The sequence below is a fragment of the Streptomyces sp. NPDC054841 genome (genome assembly GCF_053611045.1).
Genome location: NZ_JBSGZO010000029.1, coordinates 23,574 through 41,669 on the forward strand (window position 1 = coordinate 23,574; position 18,096 = coordinate 41,669).

16 protein-coding genes and 1 pseudogene are annotated in these 18,096 nt (G+C 69.3%); 9 read left to right on the plus strand and 8 right to left on the minus strand.

What is annotated here, in order from left to right; genetic code table 11:
* Window positions 1-24 precede the first annotated feature (24 nt).
* From ACWGI8_RS06870 to ACWGI8_RS06900, 7 genes are all read left to right on the plus strand, one after another.
* Window positions 25-843, plus strand: a complete 819-nt coding sequence (locus tag ACWGI8_RS06870) for a hypothetical protein (protein ID WP_453659053.1) — start codon at window positions 25-27, stop codon at window positions 841-843.
* Between the two features lie 49 nt (window positions 844-892).
* Window positions 893-1,480, plus strand: coding sequence for a Uma2 family endonuclease (locus tag ACWGI8_RS06875; protein ID WP_453659054.1), 588 nt, complete (start codon window positions 893-895; stop codon window positions 1,478-1,480).
* Between the two features lie 461 nt (window positions 1,481-1,941).
* Window positions 1,942-3,618, plus strand: coding sequence for an arylsulfotransferase family protein (locus tag ACWGI8_RS06880; protein ID WP_453659055.1), 1,677 nt, complete (start codon window positions 1,942-1,944; stop codon window positions 3,616-3,618).
* 10 nt (window positions 3,619-3,628) lie between these two features.
* Entirely contained in the window at window positions 3,629-4,480 is an 852-nt protein-coding gene (locus ACWGI8_RS06885; protein WP_453659056.1) for a DAPG hydrolase family protein, read from the plus strand.
* 94 nt (window positions 4,481-4,574) lie between these two features.
* Complete coding sequence (locus ACWGI8_RS06890) at window positions 4,575-5,951, plus strand: FAD-binding oxidoreductase (protein ID WP_453659057.1); 1,377 nt, start codon at window positions 4,575-4,577, stop codon at window positions 5,949-5,951.
* Window positions 5,952-6,342: 391 nt separating this feature from the next.
* Window positions 6,343-7,155 carry a phytanoyl-CoA dioxygenase family protein gene (locus ACWGI8_RS06895; protein WP_453659058.1) on the plus strand — a complete coding sequence of 271 codons (813 nt, stop codon included), beginning with the start codon at window positions 6,343-6,345 and terminating at the stop codon, window positions 7,153-7,155.
* 62 nt (window positions 7,156-7,217) lie between these two features.
* Window positions 7,218-8,084, plus strand: a complete 867-nt coding sequence (locus ACWGI8_RS06900) for an AraC family transcriptional regulator (protein WP_453659059.1) — start codon at window positions 7,218-7,220, stop codon at window positions 8,082-8,084.
* Between the two features lie 74 nt (window positions 8,085-8,158).
* Here the strand turns inward: ACWGI8_RS06900 and ACWGI8_RS06905 are convergent, their stop codons facing one another.
* Window positions 8,159-8,443 (minus strand): DUF397 domain-containing protein, encoded by a 285-nt coding sequence (locus ACWGI8_RS06905; protein WP_453659060.1) that lies wholly within the window; start codon window positions 8,441-8,443, stop codon window positions 8,159-8,161.
* The gene (locus ACWGI8_RS06910; protein WP_453659061.1) at window positions 8,440-9,306 is read right to left on the minus strand and encodes a helix-turn-helix domain-containing protein; all 867 of its coding nucleotides are present in this window, start codon (window positions 9,304-9,306) and stop codon (window positions 8,440-8,442) included. Before ACWGI8_RS06910 ends, ACWGI8_RS06905 begins: the two co-directional genes overlap by 4 nt.
* A 164-nt stretch (window positions 9,307-9,470) precedes the next feature.
* On the opposite strand from ACWGI8_RS06910, the pseudogene ACWGI8_RS06915 reads away from it, so the two are divergent.
* Window positions 9,471-9,916 (plus strand): annotated as a pseudogene (locus tag ACWGI8_RS06915) (ATP-binding protein).
* On the opposite strand, the gene ACWGI8_RS06920 reads toward ACWGI8_RS06915, so the two are convergent.
* The 4 genes from ACWGI8_RS06920 to ACWGI8_RS06935 all read right to left on the minus strand — a co-directional run bounded on the left by ACWGI8_RS06920 (window position 9,900) and on the right by ACWGI8_RS06935 (window position 14,556).
* Window positions 9,900-11,129 carry an SDR family oxidoreductase gene (locus ACWGI8_RS06920; RefSeq protein ID WP_453659062.1) on the minus strand — a complete coding sequence of 410 codons (1,230 nt, stop codon included), beginning with the start codon at window positions 11,127-11,129 and terminating at the stop codon, window positions 9,900-9,902. The pseudogene ACWGI8_RS06915 and the gene ACWGI8_RS06920 sit on opposite strands and share 17 nt — an antisense overlap.
* Window positions 11,126-11,479 (minus strand): DUF6247 family protein, encoded by a 354-nt coding sequence (locus ACWGI8_RS06925; protein ID WP_453659063.1) that lies wholly within the window; start codon window positions 11,477-11,479, stop codon window positions 11,126-11,128. The genes ACWGI8_RS06920 and ACWGI8_RS06925 overlap by 4 nt, the downstream gene beginning before the upstream one ends.
* Window positions 11,480-12,641: 1,162 nt before the next feature.
* Window positions 12,642-13,064, minus strand: coding sequence for a hypothetical protein (locus ACWGI8_RS06930; protein WP_453659064.1), 423 nt, complete (start codon window positions 13,062-13,064; stop codon window positions 12,642-12,644).
* Window positions 13,065-13,110: 46 nt separating this feature from the next.
* Window positions 13,111-14,556, minus strand: a complete 1,446-nt coding sequence (locus ACWGI8_RS06935; protein ID WP_453659065.1) for an NF041680 family putative transposase — start codon at window positions 14,554-14,556, stop codon at window positions 13,111-13,113.
* Window positions 14,557-14,851: 295 nt separating this feature from the next.
* Here ACWGI8_RS06935 and ACWGI8_RS06940 point away from each other — a divergent pair, with 295 nt between their 5' ends.
* Window positions 14,852-15,583: a hypothetical protein gene (locus tag ACWGI8_RS06940; protein ID WP_453659066.1), complete on the plus strand. Its 732-nt coding sequence runs from the start codon at window positions 14,852-14,854 to the stop codon at window positions 15,581-15,583.
* Between the two features lie 25 nt (window positions 15,584-15,608).
* Here the strand turns inward: ACWGI8_RS06940 and ACWGI8_RS06945 are convergent, their stop codons facing one another.
* Window positions 15,609-16,961: a formimidoylglutamate deiminase gene (locus ACWGI8_RS06945; RefSeq protein WP_453659067.1), complete on the minus strand. Its 1,353-nt coding sequence runs from the start codon at window positions 16,959-16,961 to the stop codon at window positions 15,609-15,611.
* On the minus strand, window positions 16,952-18,096 hold a 1,145-nt coding region (locus ACWGI8_RS06950), incomplete at its 5' end, for an allantoate amidohydrolase (RefSeq protein ID WP_453659068.1). The genes ACWGI8_RS06945 and ACWGI8_RS06950, both read right to left, overlap by 10 nt.

Here is an 18,096-nt window from a genome sequence, read left to right on the forward strand (position 1 = left end):
CGATCGTCCCGCGGGGTGATCAAGGTGACCGAGGCACACACGTCCGGCTACACGATCGTCGGCAACCACCTCGCCCAGCACCGCGAGCTGTCCTGCCTGGCGATCGGCCTCGCCGTCCACATCCAGTCCCTGCGGGACGGCTCACCGGTGGACATCCGCACGCTGGCGGAGAAGTTCCCGGAGGGCCGCGACCGCTTCGCCGCCGCGCTGCGCGAGCTGGAGAAGCACGGCTACATCGAGCGCGTACGGCAACCGCTGGACGACGGCACCTGGACCACGGCGACGTACGCGTACAACAACCCGGCCGCCACCGCTGCCCGCCGCGCCCGCGCGGCAGCAGCCGAGGCCGCACACGTCAGCAACCCGGAACCGGCCCCGAAGACCTCTGCCGCGCCGCCCCCTCCGGCTCCTCCCGCCCGTCCCGCGCCCCCGGTGCCGGTGCCGCCGCCCCCGCTTCCCACGCCCACCGCGTACGCCCCCGCGCTCCACCGCACGGCCGCCGACCTGCTCGCCGGCCTCCGCGAACAGCAGCCGCGCCTGACCCTGGCCGAGCGGGACGTCAAACGGCTCACGCCCGCCGTCGCGGCCTGGCTGGAGCGGGGCGCTCACCCCGCCGCCGTACGCCACGCCCTGACCACCGTCCTGCCACCCGAGCCCCTGCACCACCCGGCCGGCTTCCTGGCCCACCGCCTCACGGCCCTCCTGCCCCCACCGCTGCCGACGAGCCCGGCACCACCCCGCACCGACCCGCTCCAGAACTGCGACGTTTGCGACCGCGCCTTCCGCGCGCCGCACCCCGGCCGCTGCCGCCACTGCCGTCCCGCCTCGGAGGAGGCCGCCTAGCATGAACGTGATGACTCGGGCCCCAGGGCACAGACGAGGAGCGCGCACCATGGCCATCGCCCCGGACGGCGCACAGCGAGACGCACTTCGCTACCGGTCGATGCGGGACGTGCTGCAGTCCCTGGACGACACGGTGCCTGGCAAGTTCGAGATCACCAAGGAAGGCATCGTCCACGACATGATGGCGCCCATCGGCCCCCATGAGCTGACCGCGCTGCGCGTCCGGAAGCGCCTCGAGAAGGAGATGCCAGACGAACTGGCCGCCCACACCGGCACCCCCGATGTGGAGGACGAGCCCGAAGGCATCATGCGCCACCCCGACATCATGGTGATCGCCGAGGCCGACATGGAGGTCCCGGGGACTTTCGACCCCCGGACCCTCATCGCCGCCGTCGAGATCGTGTCGCGCTCCAACCCGGACAACGACTGGGTGGGCAAGATGCGCGATTATCCGCTGCTCGGGATCCCCGTGTACGTCATCTTCGACCCCCGCACCGGCTCCGGGGCGGTCCTGTCCGACATCCATCGGACCCCGGACGGGCCGCGCTACGCCACGCGCAAGGATTTCATCTACGGCGAGGACATCACCATCGCCGAGTGGACCATCTCCACCGACAACCTGCCGCGCTACAGCTGAGCTCATGGACGATGCCCGCTGACCGTAGGTTGCCTGCGCGCTCAGCGAGGGAACACCCGCCCGGTCCAGGAGGGCCGTCATCTCCGTGACCGGCAGCGACGGGTTGGTAGCCGGGGCCGCGCCCACTTGGGATCGTCCAGCCGTTCCACGAGCCTCGGCAACGGCAGCGGGTCAAGGGCGGCCGCCTCCCTACCCTCGCCCCCCGGTCCGCTCGGCCGCTCGACGCGCTCGGGCGTCGCAACCGGGTCGCGCAGGGCCGGCGCACGTCGCCCGCGGGTCTCCGCGTCCGCGAAGCGAGCCGCGAGGCCGACCGGGTGAGGCGGCCGCCTCGTCCGAATGGCCCACCGCACCGGCTTTCAGCAGGCGCAAGCAGGCGGTGATGCCTAGCGTCGCCAGAGGGCAACAGCTCATGTGATTCGGGCAGAGGCGCAAGGGCCGCAAGGGCCGCAAGGAGACGGGACATGGCGGAGCATCAACTGGGGGCTCGCAGTGCGCGAAGACGGCTGAGCCGCACCGCCGGGGCCTGCGCGCTCGCCGCGACGTTCGCCTTCACGATCTGCCCGCCCCCCGCCGCGGCGAGCCCGCGACCGGACCCGCCGCGGCTGTGCGCGACGGAACCCGCTCCCCCGACCGGCAGCGCCACCACGCCGCCGCCGATCACTTCGGGCAGCGACGTGTGGAGCTTCGTGTCCGAGCCCGGCCTTCACCCTCAGCGGGTCACCGTGAACGCGAACCGGCCCGGGACGGCCCGGGGCAAGATCTTCGTCGGTCCGTACAGCCTGGAAAGGGTGGTCGGCCAGACGGGGGCGCTGATCGCCGACGACTCCGGCGATCCGGTCTGGTTCCGTCCGCTGCCTTCCGCTGCCCTCCAGAACGCGGACTTCAAGGTGCAGACCTATCACCATCCCAGGAAGGGCAGAAAGGGAACGGCGCAGCCGGTGCTGACCTGGTGGCAGGGTTCCATCGCCATTCCGCCCACGTATACGAATCTGCCGGGCGGCGCTCCTGAACCGGGCGGGTGCTACTACATCTACGACGATCACTACCGCCTGATCACCACGGTCTCCGCACACCACGGCTTCAACGCGGACGAGCACGAATTCCTCCTGACCCGTAGGGGGACCGCACTGTTCATCGCGTCCAAGGCCGTTCCTATGGATCTCACCCCCTACGGAGGTCCGAAGGACGGGGCCATCCTGGACAGCGAGATCCAGGAAGTCGACCTGGAAACGGGGAAGCTCGTCTTCTCATGGGACCTGCTGGATCATCTGGACCCCGCCGAATCCGAGGTGCCGGCCTCCGACGCGGCGACGTCAGGCGGGGTATGGGACGCCTACCATCTGAACTCGATCGACGAGGGTCCCAGAGGTGAGCTGCTGGTCTCGGTCCGGAACTTCTGGGCGATCTACGACATCTCCAAGAAGTCCGGAAAGATCCGCTGGCAACTCGGCGGCAAGAAGAGCGACTTCACCTTCGGGCCCAACGCGGACTTCTACTGGCAGCACGACGCGCGATTCCGGCCGGGAAACCGGATCAGCATGTTCGACGACGGCTGCTGCAACCAGCCGGACGGCTCACCGGAACAGGAGTCCCACGGCCTGATCCTGGACCTGGACTTCGACGCCCGCCGCGCGACCGCCGCGCGGACCTACTACCACCAGCCACCGCTGTTCTCAGCGTCCCAAGGGAACACCCAGGCCCTTCCCAACGGCAATGAGTTCATCGGATGGGGCCAGAGCTCGTACTACTCGGAATACGCGGGCGCAGGAAACACGGAGAACAACGGCTCACAGAACCTGCTCTACGACGCCCAGCTGCCGGGCTCCAACATCTCGTACCGGGCCTTCCGGAACAAGTGGGTCGGCAAGCCCCACTACCCGCCGAGCGCAGCGGCGAGGACCGACGACGGGCACAACGTCGTCTACGCCTCCTGGAACGGTTCGACGCAGACCAGAGCGTGGCGGGTGCTCGCAGGACCGGACCCCGATTCCCTGTCGGTGGTCGTGCGGCACGCCGAACGGACCGGGTTCGAGACGGCGGTCCCGACGGACGATCCAGGACCGTACTTCCAGGTCGAGGCGTTGGATGAAGAGGGGCACGTCCTCAGGTCCTCCGACGTCGTGACCCTGTCCCGCTGAAGGCCGGGCCATGACGGAACCACGTCCCGATCCCGACCGCCGGACCCATCTGGGAATGCGGCCCGGCGAACTCGACGGCAAATGGTTCGCGAAGTACTGGAACCCGGTGATGGCACCGCTGCCGGAGTACGTCAAGGAGGCAATCGATCTCGGTCCGCAGGCGCCCCCCTTGTGTCTGGACTTCGACGACGCGGGGACGCTGAGCGAGGCCGGATACCAGGAGCTGGAGAACGGATACAGCCTCTTCGACGACGGCTCCATGCACATCGCCACACTGACTCATATGCCGGGCGTATCACCGGACATGGTGGACTGGTGGTTCTGGTGGCACGCCACCGAGACCGAGCGGTACAAGCTGTGGTACCCGCGTGCCCACCTGTACGCAGAATGGTCCGATGGAGCGGGGGACCAGAGCGCTCCCTACCGTGAGAGGTATGTCGGCGGCACCTCGTTCGTGGATGAGTACGTCGGCAATGTGCTCGGCCGGCTCGCTATTCGTTTCGTCCGTCCCAGCAGTCTGGGATTCAGCGACGACATGCTCGATCCGGACAAGGCGACCGTCATCTGCGGCAGAGTGGGATTCTCCGAAGTACCGCTTGATTGGGGTCATCTGATCCATTACGTGCGCCGGGTGAACGGCGGCGCCGAGATGCGTTCGCGCTTCTGGATGGGCGGGAAACACGTCGCCCCCCGCGGAGAAGCCTCCCTGACCGGTGAACTCGAAAGGGTCGCGGAAGCTGTCAGACATCTCGGAGACGGGCAGGCCCGCGCCATGATCGTGCACTGCTCCCAGGAGATGAACCACCTCGCCGCGTTTCTCCCGGACATTTTCGACGAGTTCAAACGCAGTGAACAAGAGTGAGCAACGCGAACAGGCGTGAACAGGCCGGACGTCCTGCCCGGGGACCCGGGCGACGGGCGCTGTGCGACGCGAACGCCCGGTGAAGGGAGCGGACATGGCGAACCACATCGAGGGCAGGGTGCTGCGGCGCGGTGACTACCACTACGAGAGCCTGCGCCGTGAGGCCTGCTGGCACTCGGGGGTCCCGGACCGCTACCCCGAGGTGATCGTGCTGGCGAACGACGAGGACGACGTCGTCGGAGCGGTGAAACTGGCCAGGGACGAAGGCCTGCAGATCGCGGTGCGTTCCGGTGGCCACAGCTGGTCCGGGTCGCACCTGCGCGACGGCACGGTACTGATCGACCTGTCGAACCTGCGCCATGTGGCCGTCGACAGGGAGGCGATGACCGGCACCGCCCAGCCCGGCATCAAAGGGTCGGAGCTCAACTCGATGCTGGCGGAGAAGGACCTGTTCTTCCCCACGGGTCACTGCACGGGCGTCTCCATCGGTGGTTATCTGCTGCAGGGCGGATTCGCCTGGGCCGGGCGGGACTACGGTCCGGCCTGCATGTCGGTGACCGGCATCGACGCGGTCACCACGAGCGGCGAGCGGATCCACGCCGACGAGACCCGTAACGCCGACCTGCTCTGGGCCGCCCGCGGCGCCGGTCCCGGCTTCTTCGCCGTCGTCACCCGCTTCTACGTGAAGCTCTACCCGCGCAAGCAGGTCACGATGAACAGCGGGTACTTCTGGCCCGCCTCGGCCGCGCGCGACGTCTACGGCTTCGTGCACGAGATCGGCCGTCAGACGCCCACAGAGATCAACCTCATGTGCAACCGCGACCCGATGACGAACGACGAGCCACTCATCTCCCTCAACGCCACCGCCTTTACCGACACCGAAGAGGAGGCCAGAGAGCAGCTGTCGGTCTACGAGTCCTGCCCGGCACGCGCGCACGTGCTCACCACACGGCTCAACGAGGTGACGGACACCGGCACTCTGAGCCGGCTCGGTACCGATCCGCACTACGACGAGACCAAGCGCTATCTGGCCGACAACATGTGGACCCACGCCTCCTTCGACGACCTCTGGCCCAACTTCGAGGCCATGCTGAAGACCTGGCTCCCGGCGCCCTCGCACATGGTGCTGTACAACTGGGGAGGTTACGAGGGCCAGCCCGAACGCCCGCCGATGGCCTACTCGGTGGAGGACGAGCTGTACTACGGGCTGTATGCGGCGTGGACCGATCCGGCCGACGACCGGAAGTACACGGACTGGGTGACCGACCACATGCGAGCCTGGGAGCCGTACGCCAGCGGCATCCAGCTGGCCGACGAGAACCTGCTCAACCGCCCCTACCGCTTCATGGCCGACGAGAACCTCCGGCGCCTCGACGGCCTCCGCGCCACCTGGGACCCCGACGGGCTCTTCGTCTCCTGGCTCGGCCGCCCCGAGCCGGGGACGGACGCCGCGGGGGTGTCGACGGGGTGAGCCCCGGTGACCGCCTGGGCCGAAGACCCATGCTGGAGCAGGGGTATCCCGCGGCCGTCTTCCCGCCCCCGCAGCACGCGAATATAGGGTCGTGCGCATGCCAGGACCGCGATCGGCAGTACGTCTGCGTCAGGCGCTGCGATGGTCGCGCCGGATCGTCGCCTGTGCCGTCAGCCCCTGCGCGCGTGGTCGGAGGTACTCACCTGCGCCCCACTTGATCCAGTTCTTGAACGAGTGGGGAGTATTCGCCCGTCGTCGGCCATGTGGTCCTGTGACCGCGGGGCGGTTGCTTCTGGTCTCGGAGGGGCGGGAAGGGGCTCGGTGATCACCCGACAAAGGCGGTGCGGAGAATGTCGGGTGATCGGGGCCGGTGTCGCCGCACGATGGGGGCATGGATGACACGACCTTGGTATCCCGCTTCCTCCGCGACGGCTTCGTGAAGTTGGAGGGCGCCGTCGCGCCGCGCGTGGCCGCGGACTGCGCGCGGCTGCTGTGGCGAGAGACGGGCTGCGACCCGGACGACCCGTCGACGTGGACGCAGCCCGTGCACTGGGTGGGCGGCATGGCGCAGGGGCCGTTTGCCGCCGCACCCAACTCCCCGTCCCTGCAGCGCGCGTACGACCTGCTCGTCGGCGCGGGACGCTGGGAGCCGCGCTACTCGCTGGGCACGTTCCCGCTGCGCTTCCCGCACGAGGAGGAGCCGGACGATGCGGGCTGGCACATCGAGGGGAGCTATCTGCCGGAGGGCGAGAGCTGGTACTTCACAAATCTGCGCTCCCAGGGCCGGGCGCTGCTGATGCTGTTCCTGTTCAGCGAGGTCGGTGAGGAGGACGCCCCGACCCGGATCCGGGTCGGCTCGCACCTCGACGTGCCGAAGGTGCTGGAGAAGTACGGGGAGGACGGGGCGAGCGGACTGACCCTCGCCCCCGATCTGGTGGCGGCGTCCGACCACCGGCCACTCGCCCTCGCCACCGGGTCCCCGGGCGACGTCTTCCTGTGCCATCCGTTCCTGGTGCACGCGGCGCAACCGCACCATGGGGTGCAGCCGCGCTTCATGGCCCAGCCGCCGCTGATGCCGGCCGCGCCGTACGAACTGGAGCGGGCCGACGGCGCGTACTCACCCGTGGAGATTGCGATCCGCCGGGGCCTGGGACAGGACACCCCCGGTCCGGACGGGGACGGCAGCGACCGCAGCGCCGGGTAGACGTGCTTCACGACCATCGCCGGCAAGGTGGTCGTGAAGAGGGAAGAGGAAGGAGGCCGGGCATGCTGGAGCGGCTGAACCAGGCCATGGAGCACATCGAGTGCCATCTCGACCAGGCCGTCGACGTGGAGGAGCTGGCACGCCTCGCGGCCACCTCGGAGCACCACCTGCGCCGGATGTTCTCCGCGCTCGCGGGCATGCCGCTGTCGGAGTACGTCCGGCGCCGTCGGCTCACCCTCGCGGGCGCCGAAGTACTTGCGGGGCGTGAGACGCTGTTGGAGATCGCGGTGCGCTATGGCTACAGCTCCGGCGAGGCGTTCGCGCGGGCGTTCCGTGCCATGCACGGCATCGGACCGGGCGAGGCCCGGCGTACCGGCGCCGCGCTCAACTCCCAGTCCCGGATGGCCTTCCGCCTCACCATCGAGGGGAGCAGCAGTATGCGATACCGCGTCGTGGACAAGGCGGACTTCACCGTCGTCGGGCTCAAGACCCGGGTACCGCTGGTGCATGCGGGGCCGAACCAGGCGATCATGGACTTTGTCCGTGGGATCGACCCGCGGACCCTGGAGCGCCTGGAGAAGCTGTCGGACCAGGAGCCTCACGGCATCGTCGCGGTCTGCGACGGCATGGACCCCAGCCGCGCCGAGGGCACTGAACTCGACTACCACCACGGCGTGATCACCTCCGCGGCCGCTCTTGAGGGCACGACCACGTTGGCCGTCCCGGCCGGCACCTGGGCGGTCTTCACCACCTCCGGGCCGGCACCGCAGGCCATCCAGGAGCTGTGGCGGGACGTGTTCACCGAGTGGTTCCCGTCGAACCCGTATCGCACCCGCACCGGCCCTGAGATCCTGCGCACCCGCCTGTCGCCGGAGAAGACCGAGGCCGACGCCGAACTGTGGCTCCCGGTCGAGCCCGAGCACGGCTGAACACAGCGGCAAGCCCCCGGGCAGGCGTGTGCGAGCGCTACGGTCGGCCTTTCGCGCCAACCGAAGCGCAGTCGCTACCGGGGGCGGCGCGACTCGGAGGCGTACGGCAGGAAGCCGGTCCAGGCAGCGGAGCCGAAGGTGAGCTGAGGGCCCTGGGGGTTCTTGGAGTCGCGGACGTGGATGGCGGGGCAGGAGGGGCTGGAGGCGACCTCGACGCAGTCGTTGATGTCGCTGCTGCTGCTGTAGCTGCTCTTGAACCAGGCAACCTCGACGCAGTCGTTGCCGTCGCTGCTGTCGCTGAAGCTGCTCTTGAACCACTGCAGCCGAGGGCCGTCCCCAGCGGAGGGCTTGAGGGTCATGTCTCTCCCAGCAGTTGCTCGATGAAGGCCAGGGACTCCCGTGGGCAGAGAGCCTGGGCCCGGATGATGCCATACCGCAGTTCGATGATCCGGAGCTGCTTCAGCTCGGACACCGGGCGGCCGGCGAACACGTTCTCCGCGCGGCCCACCGCCGTACCGTCCCTGAACTTCAGCACCTCGATGACGCCAGCCATTCCGGCGTGGCCTTCGTGATCGGTCGGCATCACCTGGATCTCGACGTTGCGCAACCGCCCGATCTCCAGCAGATGTTCGAGCTGTCGGCGCAACACCATTCTGCCTCCGATGGGGCGGCGCAGCGTCACCTCTTCCTGGACAAAGCTCAGCTCCGGAGCGGGGGATCGTTCGAAGATCGAGTGCCGTGCCATCCGCGCTGCGACCATTCGCTCAACCTCGTCCGCTGAGTAGGCGGGCCGCTGTGTCCCAATCAACGCCCGTGCGTATTCCTCCGTCTGTAACAGGCCATGGAGATTGTGCGTGCGGTATGCCGAGAGCTCGACCGCCTGCGCCTCCAGCTTCGCCAGTTCCCGAACCTTCTTCGGGTACCGCGCCTCCGCCAACATCTTCTTCATCGCGGCGACCTTCCCGCCCGCCCCCAGCACCTGGTCCACCTTCTCCAGGTACTCCGGCCGGGGAATCCGCGCCCCGCGCTCCACCTTGCGGATCAGGTCCTCGCTGTACCCGATCCGCTGCCCGAACTCCGCGACCCGCAGCCCCGCGCCCTCCCGCCAGAGCCTGAGCTGGCCGCCCGCCATCTCCACCACCGGCGCGATCTCGTCGTCCGGATCGACGTCCCAGCCGGGCTCGTCCACCCCGCCGGTCACGTCCGTCGCCACACCGTCCATCCCGCACCCCACCCGCCTTCGACGCGCTGACCGTGTCCAACGCCCGCCCGTACCCACCCGTCACGCGATACAGCCGGGACAAGACCGGACAACGCCGAGACAGTCACTGTACGTATCGGCTGCATCACTGTTCAGCGTAAGCAGGCATCGCCACGCTGAGTGACATGAATCAGCAAATCCGGCAACCTCTCGCCACCTCGGCGCAGTTCAGCGTCCGGCTCTCCTCCACCCGCCGCGGCGCTCGCCTCGCCCGCCTCCTCGCTGCCGAGCAGCTGCGCTCCTGGGGCCTGACCTCGGACGCCGCCCTCCACGTCATCGCCGAGCTGGCCGCCAACGCCGCGCTGCACGGCCGGGTCTCCGGCCGCGATTTCCGCCTGAGGCTGGCGGCGACGCCGAACACCCTCCGTATCGAAGTGACCGACACGCGGGGTGACCGCCTGCCCCCGCCCTTCAACCACCCGCTCACGACCTCGAGTCGGGCCGCGGACTGCTTCTCGTCGAGACGCTCGCCGACCGCTGGGGCATCCGCTCCGGCCCGGTGCCGTGCAAGACGGTGTGGGCGGAGATCGACCTCGTACGCCGGCACACCCAGGTCAGCGAAACGAGTTGATGTTCTCGCTCACCCAGTCGTCGTAAGTGCGCAGCGGGCGGCCGATGATGTCCTGCACGGACGGCCGCTGGTCGAGCGTCCACTGAACAAGTTCGGCGAAGTGGGCGCCGTACTCTTCAAGTGCGTACAGCGTCACGTCGATCGCACCGTCCGGCCAACCACGACGTCGCCAGATCGCCCGGCTCGCGTCCGCCGACAGGTCGACCGTGTCGATGTCGCGGCCGAGAGCGGCGGCGATGCTCCGTATCCGTGAACGTGTACTCAGCGGCAGGCCCACAGCCTCGATGAGCGTCCCGGCGTAATCATCGCTGATCAGAGCCGCGGTCACGACGGCGGCGAGGTCCTCCTCATGAATGAAGGGGTAGTGGCCCTGGTTGAGGAAAGCCTCCCGGACCACCCCGTCGGCGCGGACGGTGTCAGGCCAGTCCGACCCTGTCGCCGGGTAGGTGCCCTCGATGACGGCACCCATCACAGCCGACGGCCGGATGTGCGTCCAGGCGATGCCCGAGTGCTCCACCGCCTTCTCGATCGCCAGCCAGAACCAGGTCTCCGGCGGATTCGCCTCTTCGTACTCCGGCCCGTGGGACGACAACAGAACGACTTTGCTGACGAAGGCCTTTCGCGCCAGAGTGAGGGCGTCCCGGACCGTCGACGGATGGGCACCGGCGAGGAACACGGCCTCGACACCGTCGAAGGCTCGGGCACACTCCAGCGGCCGGGTGATGGACCCTTCTACGACGTCGACCGTGTCAGGCCAGCCACCGCACTGGTCCGACTCGGCCAGCACCCGCACATGCCGGCCCATGGCGAGCAGTTGTCGGGCCAGGCACCGGCCGACGATCCCGGTCGGGCTGTTGCCTTCATCCCTGCGCGGGCTGACGACGGTCAGCAGGCAGACGCCTTCGGTTACCGGCGTCTTCTCATTCTGCTCGAACCTGTACACGGCAAGACCTTTCAACGCGTGAGCGGAGATCTTGCACCTGGCCGGGCACCGGACGGCTTCTGCCGTGCCCCACGCCGCAGGGCCATGGCTGCGGATCGAAGCCAGGAAGCCTACCAGGCGCTTGGCGACAACTTCGTTGACCGGCAGGCCGAATAGTGCGCCGGAGTCGTTGTGACACCGCACCAGCGGGCCGCTGTTCCTCGTCGACCCCCGGGCCAGCCCCCGCGCCGATAGACGCAAGTCAGAGACAGCCAAGGTCCAGTCGCTCACGCGGCGGCGGCCTCCGCGTCGGCAAGGATGCGGCCGATCTCGGCGACGGCGGCGCGACGGGCTACGCGGTCGTCAGAGGTGGCAACGATGTGCTCACACTCGCAAAGTCGACCGGCGCGGGCGGGCCAGCGCGTAACGACGACCCAGGCCCACCAGTGCTCTGTGAAATGACGTCCGGGGAGAAGGCTGTATTCATCACGGGCCTGATCCATGGCGGTGGCCCAGTCGGCATCGAAGCGCGGGAGGGCATCAGGGTCGAGCCGCGCGACGGCAACACGCAGAGCTGCCGGGGTCTTCGCGGGCATGCAGATGAGCGGTTCGCCGGTCGGCTCAGTGGGCTGCGCGGTCATGTCGGGCTCCTGGGAGGGGAAGTGGCTCGGTCAGGCGGCGTCGGCCACAGAGCGGGATGCGGTTGCTGCTCGCCGAGACGCTGAGCGACCGCTGCAGCGTTCCCTCCAGGCCTGTGCCCTGCAAGACCGTATGGCCGAGATCGACGTCGTCGGGCCCGAGTGAACCCGCAATCGGGCTTCGCCGCACCGAAGCGCGGAAACCCGTGCACCGGAGAGCCGGACGCCAGATACGCAGGCCCCAAAGACCAAATAACCAGGGGGAAATGACCCCACCCCACCTCACCGTGGTGACCTCAATCCACCGCGTCACTCGCGTGGGTGATCCTGACCCGGAGCGCTGGATTCCGGTGAGATCTTCGGGACAGGGTCGGCACCGACAACTCCCGCATATGCCACGGCACATGCAACGGCCTCCGGCCGGGACCGGCATCCCGAACGAGGGCCTCACCACCAAGGAAGAGAGACCTTCCCGATGGCTGTCACGCAGCTTTACGCGCCCCCGCGCGCCCAGAAGCCGGTTCATCGCCGATCGTCCCGCGGGGTGATCAAGGTGACCGAGGCACACACGCTGCGCCCGCCTGTACGGCCGCAGGTCGGCGAAGAACCGTGCACGCAAGGCCCTTGAGGCGGCGGCTGCCGATGACTGAGCCGAAGAAGCAGCTCCGCACCATCGACACACCGTTCGTTGCTATCGGCCCGTCTGGTATGGCGATACGCGACCGGCTCAAGTACCTCGCCGACGAGGACGAGAAGGTGTTGCGCCTTCGGCGGCCATGGACACGATGCTGGCCTTGAGCACTGGCGAAAGCCCCTTACCAGCACAAACCGCAACATGACTCGCCATGACGCCGCTTCGGTGGCGATCGGCAGGCGCGCCCTCGGGCACCCGATCCGGCGACGGACGGCACCGCCCCAGCACTACCAGAGTGATGGTGCTGGGCATCGGACCGTCCAGGCCGACCGCGGTGTCCGAGGGCGTGAGGAACCCCGCCACCCCGTCACGGAACGTGCACACGATGCACGTCGCCGGACGGGGGAATTGAGAACGCGGGGAACCAGCGCATCCAGCACCGTTCGGGATACGCGCAGTTCCAGGAAGTGGTCCAAAACTCACTCTTGGCTTGTTCTTTAACCCTTTCGGCGTTCAGGGACTGAACTGGATTCAGAGTTTCAGTGGCCCGAAGGTGCCGTCTCGGAACGTGAAGACGGTCGGCTCGGTGTCGAACTCCTCCCGGAAGTACCCGCTGTAGCCAGGTTCTTCGACGTGGGGTGCGAGCAGGTCCAGGACGGTGTAGAGGTCACCCATCATGTCGTCGAGCCAGAGGTTGCGGCTGAACAGTCCCCATGCGTGGAGCTCACCACCGGGCGTGAAGCCTCGGGACTGGCGTCGTAGTGACACGAAATCGCCTCCTGGCAGGCGACTGTCCGGATCCGGGGAGAGCAGTGGATACGAGTGCTCCTCCGCGTCGAGCTCTGCTGGACGCTCGGGGGCCAGGCCGAGGTGCCATCGCAGGCCTGCCAGGACCGTGTCGGGCGTGTCGTCCCGGAGGAAGCACGTGAAGACGACTTCGTAGTGGAGGCTCACGGGAGTGCATTCTGCCCGGCGCCACTGACAGACCCAGATCATGGCCTCACAGCCGGGCTTGATCACGTTCGATCAGGGTGCCCGGGCGTCTGACGGTCTTGCCCACGTCGTAGCGGGTGGCGGGCTGCTTGTTCTTCGAGCCGAGCGGGCGACCGGGGCCTGGTCGCGATGGTTTCGGCGCACGGGCCGGGCAGTGCAGGATCGGGCGGAGGTTCCTGAACCCCCGGCGGACGCGGGCAGGTGTGAGTCGGCCGGGCTCGGCCGGCTTCTCCCAGGGGCGGCGGAGGTCAGCGGCCAGCGGCCGGGCGAGGCGGAGCTGGGTGTGGGCCGCGATGACTAGCCAGGTCCACCGGTCCGGCGCCTCCGGGGTGCGGAGCTTCGGGCGGGTCCAGCCCAGCGTCTGTTTGATCATCCGGAAGGTGTGCTCCAGGTCGAATCTGCGCAGGAACGCCTGCCAGCGCAGGTCGATGGCCTCGTCCGCCAGGCCGGTTGCCGACGACCACAGCCAGACGGGGAGGGGATCGTGGCCGCCGGGCAGGCGGTCGACCTCCAGGCGGATCAACGTCCCTTCGATAACGGGGAGTTCGCCGGTGTGGTCGATCCACGCGGAGCGGGTGGTCAGCCGAGGATGGATGCGGTCCCAGGCCATCGCGCGAGCGGTGCCGTAACGGTCGGTGACCTGCACGGTCTCGGCATCAGGCGCGCCCCAGGTGTCAGGCTTGGCAAAGCGGAACTCCTTGCCGTGCTTCGGCGGGCGCCCGCCCTTCGGCGGCGAGATCCAGGGGACTGGGACGGGCTTGCGCATCACTCGGTCCGTGCGCAGCCGCCCCAACACCTCCACTGGCAGTTCTTCCAGCAGATAGGCCATGCGCGGAGCGTCGTAGCCGGCGTCGAATACGACCAGGATGTCGCGGTCACCCGCCTGCCAACGGCGCATGTCGATGAGGTCCTCAACCACCCGGCGGACCTGGGCAGCGGTGACCTCGGCGACGTCGTCCGCCGGCCCCAGCCGCAGCGCGTCCAGGATCTGGCACCACGAGGTCCGGCCCGGCTCCAGCGCGGCGACGAACGAGTAGGGCCAGCCGGGCACGAACTGGTCCGAGGACCGGCCGCTGCGGCCGTAGACGTGGCAGAACAAGTGGTCCCGGCTAGTCGGTGCGGCCGGCCGGAGCCAGTGGGTGACGTCCACCGCCAGGACCAGGCGGCCGTCGGCGGCCTCGGGCTGCGGCAGCCCGGCCAGCACCCGCCGTAGCCGCGGCACATCCACGTCCCCGCTGTTCAGCGCGTCGTACATCGCACCGTGCCCGCGCCGGTGCTCGGCCGTCAGCGTGAGGTCCACCGGGGTGGTCACCGGCCCATCCGCGCACAGCAACGCGTCGGTCAGCTCGAACAGCGTGTCCCCGCGCACGGGCAGGCAGTCGAAGAAGTCGTCCCGGAAGTGTGACGCCGCCGCGAACGCTTCCCGCCGGACATCGTGATGCAGCAGACTCATTCCCCCACGGCCTTCGCGCTGGTCAAGTGCCTCTTTGTCGGAGCACAGGATCAGACGGAGGCCGTGTTCACGTCCCCGGAATCCCCGTACGAGCGATCACGTTCGGGGCATTGTTCGAGGTCAGACCATAAAGAACAAGCTTGGACACTGTTTAGAAACGGTAATGCCCCTTGAGAGTGGCGACTTGGCACGCAGGGCCGGACCAGGTACGAGACCGCCTACGCCGCCGGTCGACCCCCGTAAGATCGTCATGTTCCTGACCATCACCGTCATTTGTTCGGGGGAATCAGCAGACGTGCTCAGGTGGAAGAACGTCGCGGCCGTGGTGGCCGCGAGCGCGGTCATCGCGGGATGCGGGTCCGGCAGCGGGGAGAGCGGCGGGGGCGGCAAGAAGGCGGACGGTGGGCCCGGTGCCCTCGGCGAGGCCGCCAAGCCGTCGGCGGAGAAGGCGGAGAAGCTCGGCGCGGACCCGGGCATCCGCTACACGAAGGTCGTCCTGCCGACGATGGAGGGTCTCGTGTGCGACGAGGGCGACGGAAGCTTCCGCTTCGGCAGCGACCTGGACATGCGCGTGTCCGCCGACGACGACATGAAGGAGATCGAGGAGGCCGACGACAGCGCGGACAAAATCTCGTGCTTCGGCAGCCCGCGCATCGTCCTCCGTATGGGCACGAGGTCGGCGGCGGCTCCCGACTTCACCGCCAGGACGAAGCTGTACGAGAAGATCTCCGACCCCGCGGCGGCCCTGGACAAGGTCTTCACCGACTCCCTGCGTCTCAGCGAGAGCTACGGGCGCAACCTCGTCGGCGAGCCCTACACCTCCACCAGCCGTACCGTGGCGGTCAAGTGCCGGAAGAACGTCGCCGACACCTTCCCCATGACCACGTGCTTCTGGGCCAACTACGGCGCGATCGGCGAGCTCGACTTCTTCCCCGCCGGGGGCCAGGCGCACGTACCGGTCGAGTCGGCGGCCGTCCTGACGAAGGACTTCGTCAGGACGGCCCTGAAGGGCACCGGCGGCTCCTGACTTCGGGCCAGGTCCTGCGCCGGCATCAGCCTCGCAGCACCGCAATTGACTCCGCCAGCGCCGACGGCACGTCCGGCACGAGGGCGTGGGCGCCGTCCCGCACCACATGACGCCCGCCCACCACCGTGTGCCGTACGTCCGCCGCTGTCGCCGCGAACACCGCCGTCTCCGCCCCCAGCCTCGGTACCGGCCCCGCCGTCCGGACCGAGTCCAGCGCGACGGTGGTGAAGTCGGCGAGCGCGCCCGCCTCCAGGCGGCCCGCGTCGTCCCAGCCCAGCGCCGCGTGGCCGTCCGCCGACGCGGCGCGCAGCAGGGCCGCCGCCGTCCAGTGGCCGCGGGTCCGCGAGCGCAGGCGTTCGTTGAGCTCCATCGCGCGCGCCTCCTCCAGGAGGTCGATCACCGCGTGGCTGTCGCTGCCCAGGGAGAGCGGGGAGCCCGCGCCCTGGAGCGCGACCGCGGGCCCGATGCCGTCGGCCAGGTCCCGCTCGGTCGTCGGGCACATGCACGTACCGGTCCCGCTCCCGCCGATCAGGGCGATGTCCTCGTCCGTCAGGTGGGTGTTGTGAACGCCCGTGGTACGCGGGCCGAGCACGCCGTGGTCCGCCAGCAGCCGCGTAGGGGTGCAGCCGTGCGCCGCGAGGCAGGCGTCGTTCTCCGCCGTCTGCTCGGAGAGATGGACATGGAGGGGGGCGTTCCGGGAGGACGCCCACGAGGCCACCGCCGCCAGCTGCGCCGCCGGGACGGCCCGTACGGAGTGGATCGCCGCGCCGATGCGCACCCCGTCCCGCACCTTGAGCAGCGACACGCGCTCCGCCCACGCTTCCGCCGTGCCGTCCGAGAAGCGGAGCTGGTGCGGGTTCGGGGGCTCCCCGCTGTGCTTGTTCTTGATGGCTGACGACAGGTACGCCGTGTCGAGCAGCGTGATCCGGATCCCCGCATCCTCCGCCGCCGCGATCAGCGCCTCACCCATCGCGTTCGGGTCGGCGTAGCGGCCACCGCCCGGCGCGTGGTGCACGTAGTGGAACTCGCCCACCGCCGTGATCCCGGCCAGCGCCATCTCCGCGTACACGGCGCGCGCCAGCGCGTGGTACGACTCCGGCGTCAGCCGCGACGCGACCTGGTACATGAACTCGCGCCAGGTCCAGAAGGTCCCCGAGCCGACCTGGACGAGCCCGCGCAGGGCCCGGTGGAAGGCGTGCGAGTGGGCGTTCGCGAGGCCGGGGAGGGTGAGGCCGCGCAGCACTTCGGCACCCGGCTCCGGGGTCTCCACCCCGGTCCGGACCGCCGCGATCCGGCCGTCGCGCACGTCGAGCGCCACGCCCGGCTCGACATGCGTGCCGAGCCAGGCGTGTTCCAGCCAGTACGTCGTCACCTGCACGCGAGACCCTCCAGTACGTCGGCGAGCGCGAGAACCCCGGCGACGCAGTCGTCCTCGCCCGCGTACTCGGCCGGGGAGTGCGAGACGCCTGTCGGGTTCCGTACGAACAGCATGGCGGTCGGGATGGACCCGGACAGGATTCCCGCGTCGTGTCCCGCGCCCGTGCCGAGCAGCGGGGCCCGCCCGCCGAGCAGGGCGCCGATCTCGTCCCGCAGGGCGTGGCCGAACTCGACGACCGGCGTGAACGACTCCCGTACGACCTTCAGGTCGACGCCGTCGCGCTGGGCGCGGTCCTTCGCGGCCTGCTCGATCGCGGCGACGACCGTGTCGAGGGCGGCCTGGTCGGCGGCGCGCGAGTCGAGCCAGCCGCGGACGAGGGACGGGATGGCGTTGACGCCGTTCGGCTCGACGGAGATCTTCCCGAACGTGGCGACGGCCCCGGCGAGTTCCGCCTCGCGGCGGGCGGCGAGGACGGTCTCCGCGTACGTCAGCATCGGGTCGCGGCGGTCGACGAGGCGGGTGGTGCCTGCGTGGTTGGCCTCGCCGCGGAAGTCGAACCGCCAGCGGCCGTGCGGCCAGATGGCACTCGCGATGCCGACGGCGTCCCCTGTCAGGTCCAGGGCCCGGCCCTGCTCGACGTGCAGCTCGACGAACGCGCCGATACGGGCCAGACGCTCGGGGTCCGGGCCGATGGTCTCGGGGTCGTACCCGGCGGCCTCCATGGCCTGCGGGAGGCTGACGCCCTCGGCGTCCCGGAGCTCGTACGCCTTCTCCTTGGTCAGCTGTCCGGCGGTGAGCCGGGAGCCGACGCAGGCGAGGCCGAAGCGGGCGCCCTCCTCGTCACCGAAGTTGGTGATCGCGAGGGGGCGCGTGAACTGCACGCCGCGGGAGCGCAGTTCGTCGAGCGCGGCGAACGCGGACACGACCCCGAGAGGGCCGTCGAAGGCCCCGCCGTCGGGCACTGAGTCGAGGTGCGAGCCGGTGACGACCGCGTCGCCGGCCTCCGGGTCGCCGAGCCAGGCCCACTGGTTGCCGTTGCGGTCGACCTCGTAGTTCAGCCGGCGGGCCTCGGCCTGCATCCGGAACCAGAGCCGGCAGTCGGCGTCGGCGCCGGTCCAGGCGTAGCGGCGGTAGC